An 18,683-nucleotide genomic window follows, 5' to 3' on the forward strand; every position below is an offset into this window, starting at 1 on the left:
ATACAAAAAAATCCTCCCCCTGTGCGCCGGACGGCTTTAAATATCCTGAAGTTAGCGCGAAGTTGCCCCTAAATTGCTCCGATGTTGTCCCGAAGTTTCCTCAAAGCTGCATCCTTCCATCCGCCTCAGCCTCAGGTCCGGCATTCAGGCGGTGCAAGATTGGACGGCAAAGTAGGCGCATCCGCAGGCAACGGTCCTGCGCCTGGGGCGGGCAAAGACGAAGCGCTCTTGCCGCCGGCGAAGCACTCCCATGTCACCGTCCCCGGTTGTGCAGAGCCCTTGACGAGGGCGATGCGCGCAGTTGGCGTATCGGCGTTATCGGGCACCGAGGGTACCAGCACCAGCGTGTTGGAGCCGGCCGGCGCCACCCGCGTGGTGAAGGCGACGGTAATCTGCCCGGTATCGTCGTCCACGTGTACCGACTCGATGTTCCGGGTGGCAGTAGGCGGGGCATAGCCGCCGCCGAACGCGCTGCCGCTGGCGGCGTTTTCCGCCACCGCGAGACGCGCCGACGCCGCCAGCGAAAGCCCCTCACCCACCCGGCTGCGCGCCAGATAGTCCTGGTAAGCGGGAATCGCATAGGCGGCGATCACCCCGACGATGGCGAGCACGATCATCAGTTCGATCAGCGTGAAGCCGAGCCTGCGGCTCGCCCGCGCGATTCGTTCAATTCGTGCGGACCATTGGCCGCCGGGTTGGCAAACCGGCGCGCCGGCAGCGGGGTCGTCGCGCCGCAACAGCACGCAACGGAAAGCAGAAGTGGGAAAAGTAACGGTCATCGGCAGGCTCCTGAAACGAAAAACGCCTGCTCCGCGAATCGGGACAGGCGCTTTGATCGTAGCCAGCCGCGCGGGTCCTAAACAGTCAGCCGGATGGCTAACGTCGCACCCGCCGCCCCTTTGCAGAGGCGTACACCCTTAATGCGAGCCGGGTGGCAACTGGGCCGCGGCCCGCCCGGCATTACGGCGCTTGAGCACATAACCGAGGATCACCACGAACAACGCGCCCGCGATGCTCATGCCGTACTCGGCCGCCGGTGCGTCCAGGATCGGCCAACGATCGCCCGCCGGGTCGTTGATGATGAGGCCGCCTGCAATCCAGCCAAGCAGCGCCGCGCCAAGCGTGATCACGATGGGGAAACGGTCCAGCAGCTTCAGCACCAGTTGGCTGCCCCACACGATCAGCGGGATGCTCACCACCAGGCCGAAGATCACCAGCGCGAGGCGATGCTCCGGATCAGCCGCTTCGGCCGCGCCGGCAATGGCGATCACGTTGTCGAGACTCATCACCGCGTCGGCGACGATGATGGTCTTGATTGCAGCCATCAGTTTGTCGGCGGGTTTGATGTTTTCGTGCACGTCATGCGCGGGCGCCATCAGGCGCACACCGATCCACAGCAACAGCAGGCCGCCGGTGAATTTCAGCAACGGCACGTCGAGCAGCACCACCGCGAACGCAATCAACGCGACACGCAGCAGGATCGCCCCGGCCGTACCCCACATCACGCCTTTGACCCGCTGCGCGGGCGGCAGGTTGCGGCAGGCGAGCGCGATCACCACCGCGTTATCGCCACCCAGCAGGATGTCGATCACGATAATCTGGATAACGGCGCCCCAGTGGAGCGTGGCGAAAAACTCGAGCATGGACAGAAGAATAGATGGAAGCGGGATCGCACAGGCAACAAAAAAGCGAGGGAGCAATGGCTCGCTCCCTCGCTTTAGGACTGCGTTCTTACGAAAGGGTTTCGTAAGAGTATCAAAAATAAGCCGGGCTAGCCGGCTTATTTCGATTTACAGCATCGCCTTCAGAAGACGCGCCATTTCCGACGGGTTCTTCGTGACCTTGATACCGCATGCATCCATGATTTCCAGCTTCGCTTCAGCCGTATCGGCACCGCCCGAGATCAGCGCGCCAGCGTGACCCATGCGCTTGCCGGCCGGAGCCGTGACACCCGCGATGAAGCCAACCACCGGCTTCTTCATGTTGTCCTTGATCCAGTGAGCCGCGTTGGCTTCGTCCGGACCACCGATTTCGCCGATCATGATGACGGCGTCCGTATCCGGATCGTCGTTGAACATCTTCATCACGTCGATGTGCTTCAGACCGTTGATCGGGTCGCCGCCAATGCCGACTGCCGACGACTGGCCGAGGCCGATCGCCGTCAACTGGCCAACTGCTTCATACGTCAGCGTGCCCGAACGCGACACGACGCCGATGCGGCCCTTGCGGTGGATGTGACCCGGCATGATGCCGATCTTCAGTTCGTCCGGCGTGATCGTGCCCGGGCAGTTCGGTCCGAGCAGCAGCGTCTTGCTGTTCTTCGCACGCATGCGAGCCTTCAGCTCGATCATGTCACGGACAGGAATGCCTTCCGTGATACAGATCGCGAGATCCAGGTCCGCCTCGACGGCTTCCCAGATTGCTGCTGCTGCGCCTGCGGGCGGAACGTAGATGACCGAAACGGTTGCGCCCGTTTCAGCCTTCGCTTCCGCGACGCTTGCGTAGATAGGAATGCCTTCGAAATCTTCGCCGGCCTTCTTCGGGTTCACGCCCGCGACATACGCTTCGCGGCCGTTTGCATATTCACGGCAGGCGCGCGTGTGGAACTGACCGGTCTTGCCGGTGATGCCCTGCGTGATGACCTTCGTGTCTTTGTTGATCAGAATCGACATGTATTGACCTCTGTTCGTTTGGCGTCACGCTGTTGCGCCGACGGGCGGGATGTTCGCCGCCCGCGTCGCTCACGCGCCGCCATTCGTAATCCTGGTTAACTCTGGCAAACGCCCGGCCTGGCTTACGCCTTGCCCGCAGCGGCCGCGACGACCTTCTGAGCAGCTTCTTCCATGCTGTCTGCCGCAATGATCGGCAGGCCGGATTCCGCCAGCATCTTCTTGCCCAGGTCTTCGTTCGTGCCCTTCATGCGGACCACGAGCGGCACCTTCAGCGAGACAGCCTTCGACGCAGCGATCACGCCTTCCGCGATCACGTCGCAGCGCATGATGCCGCCGAAAATGTTGACCAGAATGGCCGTCAGATTCGGGTTCTTCAGCATGATCTTGAACGCTTCCGTGACCTTCTCGGTCGTGGCGCCACCGCCCACGTCGAGGAAGTTCGCCGGTTCGCCGCCGAACAGCTTGATGGTGTCCATCGTTGCCATGGCGAGGCCTGCGCCGTTCACGAGGCAGCCGATGTTGCCGTCGAGCGAGATGTACGCGAGGTCGAACTTCGACGCCTCGACTTCAGCCGGATCTTCTTCGTCCAGATCGCGGTAAGCGACGATTTCCGGATGACGGAACAGCGCGTTCGAATCGAAGTTGAACTTGGCGTCCAGTGCGATCACCTTGCCGTCGCCCGTCAGGATCAGCGGGTTGATTTCGGCCAGCGATGCGTCCGTTTCCCAGAATGCCTTGTACAGGCCTTGCAGGATCGCGCGAGCTTGCGGCAGCGAAGCAGCGGGCACGCCGATCTTCGTGGCGAGTTCGTCCGCTTCGGCGTCCTTCAGACCGGTCGACGGGTCGACGGCGATCTTGTGGATCAGCTCAGGCGTCTTTTCCGCGACTTCTTCGACGTCCATGCCGCCTTCGCTCGAAGCCATCACGACGACCTTCTGCGAGACGCGATCGATCACGAGGCCGACATACAGTTCCTTCTTGATGTCAGCGCCTTCTTCGATCAGCAGGCGGTTCACCTTCTGGCCTTCCGGACCGGTCTGGTGCGTGACGAGCTGCATGCCGAGGATCTGGTTCGAGTATTCACGAACCTGTTCCAGCGACTTTGCGACCTTCACGCCGCCACCCTTGCCACGGCCACCCGCGTGGATCTGAGCCTTCACGACCCATACCGGGCCGCCCAGCTCTTCAGCGGCCTTGACCGCATCATCCACCGAGAAGACCGGCTTGCCGCGCGGTACCGCGACGCCGAATTTCCGCAGGATTTCCTTACCCTGGTACTCGTGAATCTTCATGCGTGATTCCCTTCAGTCTGAGAGTTGGATTGAACTTCGTTTCCGCTGCTGTCGTTCAAACGGGACATGCCAGCGCCGTTGCCGGCGGCCTGGCGGGTTTGTTCGCTTGCTGCTTCCGCGCGCTCCGCTGAACGCGGCTCGCGGCCATACCAGCGCGGATAAAACTGTCGCACCGCCTCGCCGTCGAATCGCAGCGCGTGGCAGCGACCCAGCTGGAATGGCGGCTTGTCGTTTGAGTGCTCGTCTGAGGCTTGAGGTGAAGCGTTCCCTGAATCCGCTTCGTACGGCGGTTTGCCGCCATTGGTATTCCACACTTCGCCGGCGAACGCCTGAATGGCGGCCGTAGGAAGGAAAGCGCACAACTCGGTGAGATGCGTGCAACCTGCCGTGCCGCTGAGCAAACGGGCGGTTTCGCGACGGAAATTGTTGAACAGATTGAGCCCGATGAGGGCACGATAGGCGGGATTGGTGGCTTCGCACTGACCGGGATAGGGCACCCAGTCGGACGACGCTTGCGCGTCGACAACGTTGAGCTTGCGATCGATCGTAATGCGGAGCCAGAGTTCATGGATCGGCTGACCGTTGGGCCGGACGCCCGACGCAAGCACCACATCACGTGGCTTTTGGTCGGTTAGGCACGCCTCTATGTCCCACAGGCCGTCCTCACGCTCATAGGCTTCCGCACGAATTGCGCGACGATGGCGCAACTGACGGGAAACTGGCGGGGGAAGCGGCATGCGGAAGGAAAAGGCCGAATTGGAAAACCATTGAATTTTAGCATACTGGATATTTGGGACAGCGCCGATTGTGCATAGCACCAATCCAGTGCGGGCGGAAGCGGCCCAGTGTCGCGTGGGGTTGCACGGTGTTGCGGGGTATTGAGCGGCGTCAGTCTGACGCCTGTCGCGTCAGTCGCCGGCCCACTCGTCGTCGATGCCCTTGAGGATCTTGCCGATGGTTGCGCCGGAAAAACCCCGTGCCGCAAGGAAGCGCGCTTGCCGCGCACGCTCGGCCGGTGTTTCCGGAAGCTGGCCGTACTTTTTGCGCCAGATAGCCTGGGCGCGCGCCAGTTCGGTTTCGCGCAGTTGCGCGCTCGCCTCTTCGATCAGCGTCTGGCCAACCGCATGACGCTTCAGTTCGCCGACGATACGGTTCGCGCCAAGGCGCGACGCCCGGCGGTGAATCAGGCTCTCCGCGAAGCGCGAATCTGAGAGCCAGCCTTCGCTTTCGAGCGAATCGAGCAAAGCTTCTAGAGAGTCCGTCTCTTCGACGAAGGGCATCAGCTTGCGCGAGAGTTCGGCGCGGCTGTATTCGCGGCGGGAGAGGTAGCCGAGTGCACGGCCTTTTAGCGAGCGGACAGGGCCTTTGGATTTCTCGGCGGCCCGGTCCTGGTCCGAACGCGCTTCTCCGGGTGCTCGGCGCGAGCGGGTGTAGGTGGTTTCTGCGGGCGAAGTATTGGCGTCGCCTCGTGCAGAAGGCACCGAGCCGCGCTGCGCTGAAGGCGCGCGGCCGGAAGCCTGATCGTGCGCGTCGAAAGACTCGAACGGGTCGAAAGCGTCAGCCGGGTCAGCCGGGTTAAACGAACCACGTGGACCGCGCGGACCGAATGAATCACCGTCACGCGGGCCGTCCGCATCATGTCCTGCATTGGATACAGGCCGGCCCTTGCGTATCACGCGACGATTACTCCTCTTCGTCCGCGACTTCAGCGCCTGCGGCAGCTTCCGCCATCGCATTCACGCCCAGCGATTCACGGATGCGGTTCTCGATTTCGCGGGCGATCTCGGGATTTTCGCGCAGGAATTCGCGCGCATTGTCTTTACCTTGACCAATGCGCTCGCCGTTGTAGCTGTACCAGGCACCGGCCTTGTCGACGATCTTCGCTGCCACGCCCAGGTCGATGACTTCGCCCTGACGCGAAATGCCTTCGCCATACAGGATGTCGAAAATCGCTTCACGGAACGGCGGCGACACCTTGTTCTTGACGACCTTCACGCGCGTTTCGTTGCCGATCACTTCGTCATTCTTCTTGATCGAGCCGATACGGCGGATGTCCAGACGCACGGATGCGTAGAACTTGAGTGCATTACCGCCGGTGGTGGTTTCCGGGTTGCCGAACATCACGCCGATCTTCATACGGATCTGGTTGATGAAGATGACGAGGCAGTTGGTGCGCTTGATCGTGCCGGTGAGCTTGCGCAGCGCCTGCGACATCAGACGTGCTTGCAGACCCGGCAGCGAGTCGCCCATTTCGCCTTCGATTTCGGCCTTCGGCACGAGTGCCGCAACCGAGTCGATCACGATCATGTCGATCGAGCCCGAGCGCACCAGTGCGTCGGCAATTTCCAGCGCCTGTTCACCCGTGTCCGGTTGCGAAACCAGCAGATCAGAGACGTTCACGCCAAGCTTGCCCGCGTACTGGATGTCCAGCGCGTGTTCCGCGTCGATAAACGCTGCCGTGCCGCCGAGCTTCTGCATTTCGGCGATGACTTGCAGCGTCAGCGTGGTTTTACCCGACGATTCCGGTCCGTAGATTTCAACCACACGGCCACGCGGCAAACCGCCGACGCCAAGCGCGATGTCGAGGCCAAGCGATCCCGTTGAGACCACCTGAATGTCTTCGACTGCCTCGCCTGCGCCGAGCCGCATGACCGACCCTTTGCCGAACTGCTTTTCGATCTGTGCGAGCGCGGCAGCGAGGGCCTTGCTCTTTTCAGCCGTCAGTCCAGCCGAGCCTTTCTTGCTTTCTTCCATGAATCGTCCTTTGCTATGATGAACGGCGTCTGAGGCAGATGTGCAGCCCATTCATCACGGACAGCACCCTAAACGCAGACACTGTATAAAAAAACAGTAGTTTTGGCAAGCACGATTCGCACATGGCGTTATTTATGTGCGGTCAATGCGCCGACTACCCACAAGAATCTCTGGAGACCGCTGCGCGCCGGGCGTTACCACGGTGCCGGCATGGCAGGCTGGCGCATCATGCGAATTCTCATTGCCGAAGATGACAGCATACTCGCGGACGGTCTGATTCGATCACTCCGCCAATCGGCATACGCCGTTGATCACGTGAAGAACGGCGTCGAGGCGGATACCGCGCTGTCGGTGCAAACTTTCGACCTGCTGATTCTCGATCTCGGCCTGCCGCGCATGTCCGGGCTCGAGGTGCTGCGCCGCCTGCGGGCGCGCAACTCGAACCTGCCGGTGCTGATTCTGACCGCAGCGGATAGCGTCGACGAGCGCGTCAAAGGGCTCGACCTCGGCGCCGACGACTATATGGCCAAGCCGTTTGCCCTCAACGAACTCGAAGCCCGCGTGCGGGCGCTGACCCGGCGCGGCGCCGGCGGGGGCCCGACGGTGGTGCGGCACGGCTCGCTGTCGTTCGACCAGGTGGGGCGGATCGCGTATATCAACGACCAGGTCATCGAGCTGTCGGCACGCGAACTGGGCCTGCTCGAAGTGCTGCTGCAACGGATCGGCCGGCTCGTGTCGAAGGAGCAACTGGTCGATCACCTGTGCGAGTGGGGCGAAGAGGTCAGCAACAACGCGATCGAAGTCTACGTGCACCGGCTGCGCAAGAAGATCGAACCGAGCGGCGTGCGCATTCTCACCGTGCGCGGCCTTGGGTACTGCCTGGAGAAGGCCGCTCAGACGGGGGCCGGCGCGAGCGCGGCGCCCGCTGGGGTGGCGTCCGGTGCAGCCACGGACGCGGCGTCGCCGGCCGCAGCGGCCAGTCCGTCCAATTCGTCGGCCGCGTCGGCGGCGCCCGCCACCGCTGCGCCCTCCTCGCCCGCATCCGCCGCGATGCCCGCGAGCCACCACTTCAAATAGAGACCGCCCATGTCCGCACGCGCAGAGCGCGCCGCGGCGCCAGCGGCGGACCTCGACGACGAGGCGCGCGACGCCCGTTACGCGAACCCGTTCGCGCCGCCCGACGAAACGGAGACCGCTGCCGCGGCGCGCCCGCGCTCGCTGTTCGGCGAAATTCTCGACTGGATGCTGGCGCCTTTGCTGCTGTTGTGGCCAATGAGCATCGCGGTGACGTATCTGGTCGCCAAGTCGATCGCCAACGGCCCGTTCGACCGGGCCCTCGAAACCGACGCCTATGTATTGGCGCGCCAGATCCATCCGGTAAACGGGGTCGCGGTATTGTCGCTGCCTGACGCGACGCGCGATTTCCTGAGCGGGGACAACGTCGACAAGGTGTTTTATCAGGTGCTCGGCACACGCGGCGAACTGGTGGGTGGCGAGCGCGACATGCCGTTGCCGCACGAAGAAGACCGGCCACCGCCGGGGCTGGTCGAGTTTCGCGACGACATGCTGCGCGGCAACGAGATCCGCGTCGCCTACACGACCGTCGAGTTTCCGCAGACCCCGGGCGCGTTGCCCGTGCTGGTGCAGGTGGGCGAGACGCTCGACAAGCGCAGCCAGCTCGCCAACGACATCATCAAAGGTGTGATCCTGCCGCAATTCGTGATCCTGCCGCTCGCGATCGTGCTGGTGTGGTTCGGGCTCTCGCGCGGGCTCGCGCCGCTGCACGCGCTACAGGCGCATATCCGGGCGCGCCGTCCGGACGACCTCTCGCCGCTCGAAGCCCATCGCGCGCCGCCGGAAATCGAACCGCTGGTAACGTCGTTCAACGACCTGCTAACACGCCTTGAACAGAACATGGAGCTGCAAAAGCGCTTCATCGCCGACGCCGCCCATCAGATGAAGACCCCGCTCGCCGGTCTGCGCACTCAGGCCGAACTGGCGCTGCGCCAGGACGTGTCGGCGGAAGTGCATCGCTCCCTTGAGCAGATCGCGACAAGCTCCGAGCACGCGGCACGGCTCGTCACGCAATTGCTGGCGCTGGCGCGCGCCGAAAACCGGCTCTCCGGGCAGATTTTTGCGCCGGTCGAAGTCACCGAGGTCGCCCGCAGTGCGGTGCGCGACTGGTTGCAGGCGGCGCTCGCCAAGCAGATGGACCTCGGCTACGAGGGACCGGACGAAGCGGTGGAAATAGACGGCAGTCTGCTGATGCTGCGCGAGATGCTCTCCAACCTGATCGACAACGCGATCCGCTATACGCCGGCCGGCGGACGCATCACCGTGCGGGTCCGGCCCGATCCGGCGGCGCGACAGGTGCATCTGGAAGTCGAGGACACGGGTCTCGGCATCCCGGCAGCGGAGCGAGCAAGGGTGATCGAGCGCTTCTACCGGATTCTCGGGCGCGAGGGCGACGGCAGCGGACTGGGGCTCGCCATTGTCCGCGAGATTGCCACCATGCACGGCGGCACCCTGACGATCGACGACAACGTCTATCAAGCCACGCCGCGTCTGGCCGGTACGCTCGTGCGTGTCAGCTTGCTGGCACGCGAGGCGGCACGGGACTTACCCTAAGCGGGCCGAGCCGAACACAATCGAGAATTCACGATGTCGTCAATTTAGGAGAAAATCTGGCATATTTAGCCATAATTTGACGGAATATAACCCCACCCACACTTACCCCATTGCGCCGTTAATTTTGAGACACAACGTCAGTAGGCCGTAAGTTTCCGCTCCAATAATCCGATTCACGGCAGCGCATTCCGGGCGCTCCCGCGTGCAGATATCAAAATATTGGAGACGACATATGGCTACCGTTGGCGGGCAAGTGTCCCACGTGCCGATGACGCACGACGAGAAGCGGGTGATCTTCGCATCGTCGCTAGGCACTGTTTTCGAGTGGTATGACTTCTACCTGGCCGGCTCACTCGCGGTCTTCATCAGCAAGAGCTTCTTCTCCGGGGTCAATCCCACAGCCGGCTTCATCTTCACGCTGCTCAGCTTCGCGGCAGGCTTTGCCGTGCGGCCGTTCGGCGCGATCGTATTCGGGCGTCTCGGCGATCTGGTGGGGCGCAAATACACGTTCCTGATCACAATCGTGATCATGGGTCTGTCGACGTTCCTGGTCGGCTTCCTGCCCGGCTACGCTTCGATCGGCATGGCATCGCCGGTGATCTTTATCGCCATGCGGCTCCTGCAGGGCCTGGCACTGGGCGGCGAGTACGGGGGCGCCGCGACCTACGTCGCGGAACATGCACCGGCCGGCCGACGCGGCTTCTACACGGCATGGATCCAGACGACGGCCACACTTGGCCTGTTCCTGTCCTTGCTGGTGATTCTCGGTGTGCGTACTTCGATCGGTGAAGACTCGTTCGGCGCATGGGGATGGCGCGTGCCGTTTCTCGCGTCGATCATCCTGCTGGGCGTGTCCGTATGGATCCGGCTGCAACTGAATGAGTCGCCGGTGTTCGCGCGCATCAAGGCCGAAGGCAAGACGTCCAAGGCGCCGCTGACCGAGTCGTTCGGCCAATGGAAGAACCTGAAGATCGTGATTCTCGCGCTCATCGGCCTGACCGCCGGCCAGGCCGTGGTCTGGTACACGGGTCAGTTCTACACGCTGTTCTTCCTGACGCAGACGCTCAAGGTGGCCGGCCCCACCGCCAACATCCTGATCGCGCTTGCGTTGCTGATCGGCACACCGTTCTTCCTGTTCTTCGGCTCGCTGTCGGACCGGATCGGCCGCAAGCCGATCATCATGGCCGGCCTGCTGATCGCGGCGCTGACTTACTTCCCGCTGTTCAAGGCGCTCACACACTTCACCAACCCGGCGCTCGAGACCGCAACGCAGAAGTCGCCGATTGTGGTGATCGCCAACCCGGATGAGTGTTCGTTCCAGTTCAACCCGGTGGGTACGGCGAAGTTCACCTCGTCATGCGACATTGCGAAGAGCGCGCTGTCGAAAGCGGGTTTGAACTACGACAACGTGGCGGCGCCGGCCGGGACGATCGCGCAGATCAAGGTGGGCGATACGGTTGTCAATACGTTTGACGGCAAGGCAGCGGACGCGAAGGCGCAGGGCAAGGTGTTCGACGAAACGCTCGGCTCGACGCTCAAGGCAGCGGGCTATCCGGCCAAGGCCGATCCGGCGCAGATCAACTGGCCGATGAGCGTGGTGATCCTGACCATCATGATGATCTACGTAACGATGGTGTATGGGCCGATTGCGGCGATGCTGGTGGAGATGTTCCCGACGCGGATCCGGTATACGTCGATGTCGCTGCCGTATCACATCGGCAATGGCTGGTTTGGCGGGTTCTTGCCGGCTACGGCGTTCGCCATCGTGGCGGCGAAGGGGAATATCTACTCCGGGCTTTGGTATCCGATTGTGGTTGCGCTCGCCACCTTCGTGATCGGCATGCTGTTCGTCAGGGAGACCAAGGACTCGGATATTTATGCGAAGGATTGAGGGTGGTTGCTGTTGCCTGGATGCCCGTCTGTAGCTCGGCGCATGGCGGCTGAAAATGTTGGCGGTGGGGGGGGTTGACAGACTCCGCCGCCATCTTCATAATCTCGCTTCTTCTTTAGGCGAATTAGCTCAGCCGGTTAGAGCGACGGAATCATAATCCGCAGGTCCGGGGTTCGAATCCCTGATTCGCCACCAGTATTACTCGCAAGGCCCGCTACTCTTAACCGAGAGCGGGCCTTTCGTTTTAGTCCACCGACATGAATCAGCGGACCGCCTTGCTCACTCCGCCAGCCTCCCCAAATGCCGATCAATCAAGGGTGCGACGTGCGCCGCCCAAGTGTTAGCCAGATTGTGATCCCCACCCGCAATCACATGCAGTTCCGCCCTCGGTAGCAAGCGAGCCAACCGCTCCCCCACCGCAACCGGACTAACCGGATCGGCATCGCCCCACAAAAGCAAAACCGGAACCCCGATCGTCGGCAACAGCTCGGTCAGGTCCTCACGATAGTCCGCAAACCAGCGCGGCAACGCCGGCGCACCGGCGTGCAACGCCTCCCGCCAATCCACCCCGCCCATCGCCGCCACATCCATCCCACCCGAAGTCACGCTCAAAACGAGGTGTGTCACCAGCGAAGGCTTCTCAAGCGCTGCCCGAATCGCAACCACACCGCCCATCGACTGGGCGATCAAAGCAGTGGGCCGATCGATATCCGCCACCACGCGCGCAACGAGGTCATCCATCCCATTCACCGCAGGATCGCGGGGAGTCGGCCCAAACCCGGGCCAACCGTAATGCACCCGCTCCCCCGGATGCTCCAGCCGGTCGGCCACCGGATGCCAGAACGACGTATTGCCAGAGGCGCCGGGCAAGAACAACAGTTTAGTTTGCGTAGAAAGATTCACCGTGAACAGATCCTCATAGCTTGAACAAGCGCATCCTGGCCCGCGGAATTCTGAAAAAACGCTTCGAGGCTCGCATGCTCCTCATTCGCGACCTCCTGCAGGCAGCGCATATTATTCGATCTCACGCTCGATGGCGCTTTCACGACCGCCAATACAAACAGGGCGAGTATCAACAGCATATTCGCGATGCCGACCAGCCATTGCCAACCCGCCTCCGAAAGAAACCCTTGCCTCCGGGAAGCGACGCCATTCATTTCCGGCTTCTGCATGTCACAATCCATTTCGCACTCCTATACAGATAATTGCGATGAATACTTTGAGCAACCATCCAATACTTAACTAACGAGCTATCGGCGCCAAAAAGCTGAACACGCGCTCCAGCCAGCGCACGGGCCCAAAACCATATCTTCGTCGTCGCTCCACGTATTCGCTCGTTACCGTGACTTCGGCCGGTCCATCGTCGTCGGCGGACAACCAGATGCGCTCGCCGCGCGTCACGCGAATCACGTCGCCCGCTTGCAGCCAATAGTCATATGGCGAAAACACCCGTGTCATCCAGACCCGCGAGCCCTGCGCGCGAATCTCCGAGCGCGCAGTCACTCGCCAGGACACCGTCTGTCGGGGCTCGAGGCTTAAGTGAATCACCATCTTGGGCGAGCGAATCTCGCCGGCACACGGATCATCCGGTACAGGAAAACAGTCGAACTTGCTGCTAGCGTCGTGCATGGTCATCTCCGTCGATTGAGCCGAAAGACGGATAGGCCACCAAAAGAAAAAGGCCTCATCCGTTTCCGGCGAGGCCTTGTGACTTGCGTTACTGTTACTGCAAACTGCTAACGCGCACACGCCTCCGATGATGCACCCCAAGTGGTGATCATTCGGTGATTAATCGCAGCGGCGATATGGGCGGGCGTTTTCATGTGCTTAAGTTTCTATGGGCACGGTATGGCTTGTCAATCAAAATTTTCGGCGCAGTGCATGTCGAGCACAACACGGTCCGAGTCTAATGTTGCCCGTCGGTGCACACTGTGTCGGCAACCACTCGCTCGCGACAGTGCGACAGTGCAATTCCGCGCACCCGCGATCGGGTTCCGCGAACGCGTCGGTCATAACCGCCATCCGATGAATAACGTTTCTACAAAAGAAACGGCATCCACCGTGTCTTGCGCACGTGACTGCGCAGCCACGCCGCACCCTACACCTGTGGCACGCCGCTTGCTGCTCACCAACGGTTTGGGTTTGCACGGAGATTCCACCATGGCGCAAGCAAAACAGATTCTCCTCGTCGACGACCAGGCCGACGCCATCGACGCCCTCGCCATGCTGCTCGAACTGGATGGGCACACGGTCCGCACTGCCTACAGCGGCAAGGATGCGCTGGCAGTGGTTGAAACGTTTATACCCGAGCTCGCACTAATCGACGTCTCCATGCCCGATATGAGCGGCATGCAACTCGCGCGACTGCTGCGGCATAACGCGGTTCTGACGAACATGCGACTGATCGCGCTTACCGGTTTCGGTAGCGACGCCGACCGCAGGGAGGCCGTGGAAGCGGGCTTCGACGCGCATGTGACCAAACCCGTCTGCGCGGACGAACTCGCGCAACTGATCGCGAGCGCCGCTGATTAGCTCGGCATCGTAAGAAAGCGAGCCCAGGCGGCATGCTTGTTGCGGAAAAAGCAGAAAGGCCTGCGACCTCCGAACTATGTCCACCATTCTGCTCGTTGACGATGAAGTCGATTCACTCTGGCTCTTCCAGCTCGTGCTGGAAGGGCACGGCTACCATGTCATCCTCGCGGAAAACGGCGGCGCCGCGCTCGCGAAAGCGAGCCGATGGCTCCCCGATTTGATCGTGACGGACTGGAATATGCCGGAAATGGATGGCATCGAGTTGTGCCAGCGGCTCAAGTTTTATCCGGCGCTGGCGCAGATTCCGGTGGTGCTGTCGTCCGGCGACACGCCGCCCGCGGAAAAATCGACCCTGTGGAATGTTTTCATTCCCAAGCCTGTCAAACTGGAAGCGCTCGAATCGGTGATCGATTCGTTGCTCGCCAGGCGCCTTGCAAGTCCACATCACGGCGCCAACGCGTCCGCACCTTCACGGTGGCAGCCGATCCCCTGGAAACTCCCGGTTTAGCGCATGACGGCCTTTGACCGCTTTGACCGCGCGTGCACAGGCCGACCGTCGCGTCCTCAATCTTCAGCGGTCCACAATCCGGCTCAGATTGCCCCGCACCCTTTGCAGCAGCGTGATCAGTTGCCGCGCTTCTTCGTCGCTGAAGCCGTTCAGGCCCTCGGCAGCCACTTCGTCGCCAACCTTGCGGGCCTTGCCTAGCGTGCGCTCTGCCTTGGGGGTCATGCGCACCTGACGCTCGCGGCGGTCGTCGGGATTGCTCCAGCGCTCGATCCAGCCGCCCTCTTCCATGCGGTCCAGCAGACGCCCAGCCGAAATCGGCGCGACTTCGAGCAGATCCGCGAGGCGTGCCTGGTTGACGTCGCCGTAATGCGAGAGATAGGCCAGCGCGCGGCATTGGGCTCGCGTCAGATCGACGGTTGACTTGGCGAGATCGTCGAAACGCTTGCCGCACAGGCGGCCGACGTCCGAGATCAAGAAGCCGAAGCGCTCTTCGAGTTGGGTTTTTTCCATCGCGCGATTATACGAAAGCAAAAGCTAAGCGGGCGGCGAACAGCGGCGGCGCGGCCCCTGGGGGAGGCCTTGGGATGGAGACCTTGGGATGGAGGCCCTTTCACCTTCGTACAGTTCCTGGTATTCGTGGGCGGCTCCATTCACTACACTAAGCATGCTTATTATATTGTCCTCGCCCTTCAACTCGCCCGCCCATGACCTCGGAAACCCCGTCAGGGAGCCCTGCCGCTGCGCTTAACCGGCCCATGATCACTGTGTCGATCATGCTCGCCACCTTGATGCAAACGCTCGACAGCACCATCGCGAACGTGGCCCTGCCGCACATGCAGGGCACGCTGTCCGCGTCGCAGGACGAGATCACGTGGGTGCTGACCTCATACATCGTCGCCGCCGCCATCGCCACACCGCTGACGGGCTGGCTGTCCGATCGCTTCAGCATCAAACGCCTGCTGGCTTTCTCGATCGCGGGGTTCACGATCGCCTCGGCGCTGTGCGGTCTGTCGGACACGCTGAGCGAGATCGTCGCTTCCCGGCTGCTGCAGGGGATCTTCGGCGCCTCGCTGGTGCCGTTGTCGCAATCTATCCTGCTCGACATCAACCCGCGCGAGAAGCAGGGCCAGGCGATGGCCGTGTGGGGCATGGGCGTGATGGTCGGTCCGGTTCTCGGGCCGACGCTCGGCGGCTGGCTGACCGACAGCTATAACTGGCGCTGGGTGTTCTTCATCAATCTGCCGGTCGGCGCCTTTGCGCTATTTGGCGTCCTGACGTTTCTGCCAGGCAAGGAGCCACGACATGACGCGAAGTTCGACGCCTTCGGCTTCGCGACACTGGCGCTCGCGATCGGTGCGCTACAGGCCATGCTCGACCGCGGCGAGCAGCTCGACTGGTTCGGCTCGCATGAAATCGTCATCGAGGCCTTGCTCGCGTCTATCAGCTTTGCGTTCTTTCTGGTGCACACGGCAACGGTGGGCAAGACGTCGTTCTTCAAATCCGAGTTGCTGAAAGACCCGAACTTCGCCACCGGCACGTTCTTTATTTTCGTCATCGGTGCGGTGATGTATGCGACGCGGGCACTGCTGCCGCCGATGCTGCAGACGCTGATGAACTATCCGGTCGCCACCACCGGACTCGTCACGGCGCCGAGCGGCGCCGGCACGATGATCGCCATGCTATGCGCCGGCCGGCTGCTCAAACGGATCGACGCACGCCTGATGCTGCTCGCGGGGTTCCTGATCTCGGCATTCGCGCTGTGGCAGATGATGCACTACACGATCGTGCTGTCGGCAGCGGATATCGTCTGGCCCGGCGTGATCCAGGGTTTCGGGCTCGGCCTCGTGTTCGTGCCGCTGAGCGCACTGACGTTCTCTACGCTCACGCCGGCGCTGCGTGCGGACGGCACCGCAACCTATAGCCTGATGCGCAATATCGGCAGCAGCATTGGCATTTCAATCGTGCAGACGCTGATGACCCGCAACACCCAGGTCGCGCACGCGGACCTGGCGGCGAACGTCAACCTCTTCAATCCCTTGATGCAGCCGATGCTGGAAAGCGGCTCGCGCTACGACCTCGCGGTGATGAATGCGTCAATCACGCAGCAGGCGTCGATGATCGCTTATCTGAACGATTTCAAGCTGATGTTCGTGGCGACGCTGCTGGTGGTTCCGCTGCTGCTGTTGATTCGTCCCGCGAGAAAGATGCCGGATGCCACGGCGGCACATGCGGCGATGGATTAGCAGGCCGTTTGGGGGCCACACAGCGCCCGGCGGCGCTCAGCCTTCGATCCGCCTGCGGGTCACGCCAAGCAACTGAGCCATGGCCTGCTGTGCTCCCGCGGCATCGCGCGTGCGAATCGCTTCGAACACGGCCGTATGCTCGGCCAGCGATGCGTTGTACACATCGGCCCGCTTCGCATTGAGGCGCAATTGCGCTTCGAGCGTTCGCTCGATCAGCGTACCCAGCGGAATCAGCAATTCATTGCTGCACGCGGCCAGCACGCTGATGTGAAAGCGCAGGTCGGCCCGCACCCATTCATCCACGTTACGCGCCGCCACCATCGCGGAATGCGCCGCGTCGAGCGCGCTGAAGGTGTCTTCAGTGTGGGACGCCGCAGCCAGTCCGGCGGCATACGGCTCGATCATCTCGCGCATCTCCTGTAGCTTGAGCGCGAAGCTCATCGGCTCGGCCACCCGCGAGTACCAGTCGAGCACATCGACGTCGAGCAGGTTCCACGCCTCGCGCCGCCTTACCCGCGTGCCGACGCGCGGCCGCGATTCGATCAGCCCTTTCGAAGTCAGGGTGCGCAGCGCCTCGCGCAGCACTGTGCGGCTCACGCCGAAGGTGTCCATCAACTCGGCCTCGCGTGGCAGGATGGTCTCCGGCGCATAGTCACCGCGCAGGATGGCGGTGGCCAGCTGTTGGGCCACGCGGCCGTGCAGATCGTGCTGAATAAGGGCTCTCCCCGCCGTCTTCCGGCGTTCTTTATGATCGGAACGAACGCGATTATCCGGCATTCCGACGGTAAAACCTACCGCACATATTCGTCGGATACACACGCCAATAGTACTATTAATAGTATTTAAAGGCGATTTTGTTGTAGCATGTGACTCCTCAGCCTCCCAGCAGGCAGCCACAAGGAGACGTTCACCATGAAAATCACCAAGCTCGAAACCTTCATCGTTCCGCCGCGCTGGTGCTTCCTCAAGATCGAAACCGATGAAGGCATTGTCGGCTGGGGTGAGCCGGTGGTCGAAGGCCGCGCGCATACCGTCGCGGCGGCGGTCGAAGAACTGTCGGACTATCTGATCGGCAAAGACCCCTTGCTGATTGAAGACCACTGGCAAGTGATGTACCGCGCGGGCTTCTACCGCGGCGGCCCGATCACCATGAGCGCGATTGCCGGCGTCGACCAGGCGCTGTGGGACATCAAGGGCAAGCACCATGGCGTTCCCGTGCACGCGCTGCTGGGCGGCCAGGTACGCGACAAGATCAAGGTGTATTCATGGATCGGCGGCGACCGTCCGAGCGACGTCGCCAACAACGCACGCGCTGTGGTGGAACGCGGCTTCAAGGCGGTCAAGATGAACGGCTCGGAAGAGCTGCAGATCATCGATACCTTCGACAAGGTGCAAGGCGTCATCAACAATGTCGCCGCCGTGCGCGAGGCGGTGGGGCCGAACATCGGCATTGGGGTGGATTTCCACGGCCGCGTGCACAAGCCGATGGCGAAAGTGCTCGCCAAGGAACTCGACCCGTACAAGCTGCTCTTCATCGAAGAGCCGGTGCTATCGGAAAACGCCGAGGCGCTGCGCGACATCGTCAACCAGACCAATACGCCGATCGCGCTCGGCGAGCGGCTCTACTCGCGCTGGGACTTCAAGCACATCCTCTCGGGTGGCTATGTCGACATCATCCAGCCGGACGCCTCGCACGCGGGCGGCATTACCGAGTGTCGCAAGATTGCATCAATGGCCGAAGCCTACGACGTGGCGCTCGCGCTGCACTGTCCGCTCGGGCCGATCGCTTTGGCCACCTGCCTGCAGATCGACGCGGTCAGCTACAACGCGTTCATCCAGGAACAGAGCCTTGGCATTCACTACAACCAGGGTAACGATCTGCTCGACTACATCAGGAACCCCGAAGTCTTCAAATACGAAGACGGCTTCGTCTCCATTCCGCAAGGCCCGGGGCTCGGCATCGAGGTCAACGAGGAGAAGGTGCGCGAAATGGCCAAGGTCGGCCATCGCTGGCGCAACCCGGTGTGGCGCCACACCGACGGCAGCGTCGCCGAGTGGTAAGCCTCTGATGAAACGCCGCCTGCGGGCGGCGTTTTTGCGCGCCTTTGCGTACATGGAGAGCCGGCGCGCACGCAATTAAAAGAAGGAGACACAGTGGACACA

19 protein-coding genes and 1 tRNA gene are annotated in these 18,683 nt (G+C 62.0%); 8 read left to right on the top strand and 12 right to left on the bottom strand.

Annotated elements, in window-relative coordinates:
- Nucleotides 1-131 precede the first annotated feature (131 nt).
- From FFS45_RS23415 to recA, 7 genes are all read right to left on the bottom strand, one after another.
- Complete coding sequence (locus FFS45_RS23415) at nt 132-779, bottom strand: pilin (RefSeq protein ID WP_137957012.1); 648 nt, start codon at nt 777-779, stop codon at nt 132-134.
- A gap of 138 nt (nt 780-917) precedes the next feature.
- Complete coding sequence (locus tag FFS45_RS23420) at nt 918-1,643, bottom strand: TerC family protein (protein ID WP_137957013.1); 726 nt, start codon at nt 1,641-1,643, stop codon at nt 918-920.
- Between the two features lie 147 nt (nt 1,644-1,790).
- On the bottom strand, nt 1,791-2,672 hold the full coding sequence (sucD, locus tag FFS45_RS23425) for a succinate--CoA ligase subunit alpha (protein WP_137957014.1): 882 nt from the start codon (nt 2,670-2,672) through the stop codon (nt 1,791-1,793).
- Between the two features lie 122 nt (nt 2,673-2,794).
- Nucleotides 2,795-3,964, bottom strand: coding sequence for an ADP-forming succinate--CoA ligase subunit beta (sucC, locus tag FFS45_RS23430; RefSeq protein WP_074263440.1), 1,170 nt, complete (start codon nt 3,962-3,964; stop codon nt 2,795-2,797).
- Nucleotides 3,961-4,701, bottom strand: coding sequence for a DUF2889 domain-containing protein (locus tag FFS45_RS23435; RefSeq protein ID WP_137957060.1), 741 nt, complete (start codon nt 4,699-4,701; stop codon nt 3,961-3,963). Before FFS45_RS23435 ends, sucC begins: the two co-directional genes overlap by 4 nt.
- A 171-nt stretch (nt 4,702-4,872) precedes the next feature.
- A complete protein-coding gene (recX, locus tag FFS45_RS23440) occupies nt 4,873-5,640 on the bottom strand; it encodes a recombination regulator RecX (RefSeq protein ID WP_249362900.1) in 768 nt (255 codons plus the stop codon).
- A 7-nt stretch (nt 5,641-5,647) separates the two neighbouring features.
- On the bottom strand, nt 5,648-6,718 hold the full coding sequence (gene recA, locus FFS45_RS23445; protein WP_137957016.1) for a recombinase RecA: 1,071 nt from the start codon (nt 6,716-6,718) through the stop codon (nt 5,648-5,650).
- Nucleotides 6,719-6,946: 228 nt separating this feature from the next.
- Here recA and FFS45_RS23450 point away from each other — a divergent pair, with 228 nt between their 5' ends.
- From FFS45_RS23450 to FFS45_RS23465, 4 genes are all read left to right on the top strand, one after another.
- On the top strand, nt 6,947-7,795 hold the full coding sequence (locus FFS45_RS23450) for a response regulator transcription factor (RefSeq protein ID WP_137957017.1): 849 nt from the start codon (nt 6,947-6,949) through the stop codon (nt 7,793-7,795).
- Between the two features lie 9 nt (nt 7,796-7,804).
- A complete protein-coding gene (locus tag FFS45_RS23455) occupies nt 7,805-9,346 on the top strand; it encodes a sensor histidine kinase (protein WP_137957018.1) in 1,542 nt (513 codons plus the stop codon).
- A 232-nt stretch (nt 9,347-9,578) separates the two neighbouring features.
- Complete coding sequence (locus tag FFS45_RS23460) at nt 9,579-11,237, top strand: MFS transporter (RefSeq protein WP_137957019.1); 1,659 nt, start codon at nt 9,579-9,581, stop codon at nt 11,235-11,237.
- Between the two features lie 118 nt (nt 11,238-11,355).
- A tRNA-Met gene (locus FFS45_RS23465) sits at nt 11,356-11,432 on the top strand.
- Nucleotides 11,433-11,516: 84 nt separating this feature from the next.
- Here the strand turns inward: FFS45_RS23465 and FFS45_RS23470 are convergent.
- From FFS45_RS23470 to FFS45_RS23480, 3 genes are all read right to left on the bottom strand, one after another.
- Nucleotides 11,517-12,140 carry an alpha/beta fold hydrolase gene (locus tag FFS45_RS23470; RefSeq protein WP_137957020.1) on the bottom strand — a complete coding sequence of 208 codons (624 nt, stop codon included), beginning with the start codon at nt 12,138-12,140 and terminating at the stop codon, nt 11,517-11,519.
- The gene (locus FFS45_RS23475; RefSeq protein WP_137957021.1) at nt 12,137-12,409 is read right to left on the bottom strand and encodes a hypothetical protein; all 273 of its coding nucleotides are present in this window, start codon (nt 12,407-12,409) and stop codon (nt 12,137-12,139) included. Before FFS45_RS23475 ends, FFS45_RS23470 begins: the two co-directional genes overlap by 4 nt.
- Nucleotides 12,410-12,479: 70 nt before the next feature.
- Nucleotides 12,480-12,866, bottom strand: a complete 387-nt coding sequence (locus tag FFS45_RS23480; RefSeq protein ID WP_171029724.1) for a DUF2917 domain-containing protein — start codon at nt 12,864-12,866, stop codon at nt 12,480-12,482.
- Between the two features lie 531 nt (nt 12,867-13,397).
- Between FFS45_RS23480 and FFS45_RS41820 the strand changes: the two genes are divergently transcribed.
- Nucleotides 13,398-13,769, top strand: coding sequence for a response regulator (locus tag FFS45_RS41820; RefSeq protein WP_171029725.1), 372 nt, complete (start codon nt 13,398-13,400; stop codon nt 13,767-13,769).
- 76 nt (nt 13,770-13,845) lie between these two features.
- Nucleotides 13,846-14,277 (top strand): response regulator, encoded by a 432-nt coding sequence (locus FFS45_RS23490; RefSeq protein ID WP_137957024.1) that lies wholly within the window; start codon nt 13,846-13,848, stop codon nt 14,275-14,277.
- Nucleotides 14,278-14,340: 63 nt separating this feature from the next.
- On the opposite strand, the gene FFS45_RS23495 is transcribed toward FFS45_RS23490, so the two are convergent.
- Nucleotides 14,341-14,787 carry a MarR family transcriptional regulator gene (locus FFS45_RS23495; RefSeq protein WP_137957025.1) on the bottom strand — a complete coding sequence of 149 codons (447 nt, stop codon included), beginning with the start codon at nt 14,785-14,787 and terminating at the stop codon, nt 14,341-14,343.
- A gap of 194 nt (nt 14,788-14,981) precedes the next feature.
- Between FFS45_RS23495 and FFS45_RS23500 the strand changes: the two genes are divergently transcribed.
- Nucleotides 14,982-16,520 carry a DHA2 family efflux MFS transporter permease subunit gene (locus tag FFS45_RS23500; RefSeq protein WP_137957026.1) on the top strand — a complete coding sequence of 513 codons (1,539 nt, stop codon included), beginning with the start codon at nt 14,982-14,984 and terminating at the stop codon, nt 16,518-16,520.
- 36 nt (nt 16,521-16,556) lie between these two features.
- On the opposite strand, the gene FFS45_RS23505 is transcribed toward FFS45_RS23500, so the two are convergent.
- Complete coding sequence (locus tag FFS45_RS23505; RefSeq protein ID WP_249362901.1) at nt 16,557-17,297, bottom strand: FadR/GntR family transcriptional regulator; 741 nt, start codon at nt 17,295-17,297, stop codon at nt 16,557-16,559.
- Nucleotides 17,298-17,432: 135 nt separating this feature from the next.
- On the opposite strand from FFS45_RS23505, the gene dgoD reads away from it, so the two are divergent.
- Nucleotides 17,433-18,581: a galactonate dehydratase gene (dgoD, locus tag FFS45_RS23510; protein WP_137957027.1), complete on the top strand. Its 1,149-nt coding sequence runs from the start codon at nt 17,433-17,435 to the stop codon at nt 18,579-18,581.
- The last annotated feature ends 102 nt before the right edge of the window (nt 18,582-18,683 follow it).

This window comes from Burkholderia sp. 4M9327F10, from assembly GCF_005503145.1.
Taxonomy (GTDB): Bacteria; Pseudomonadota; Gammaproteobacteria; order Burkholderiales; family Burkholderiaceae; genus Paraburkholderia.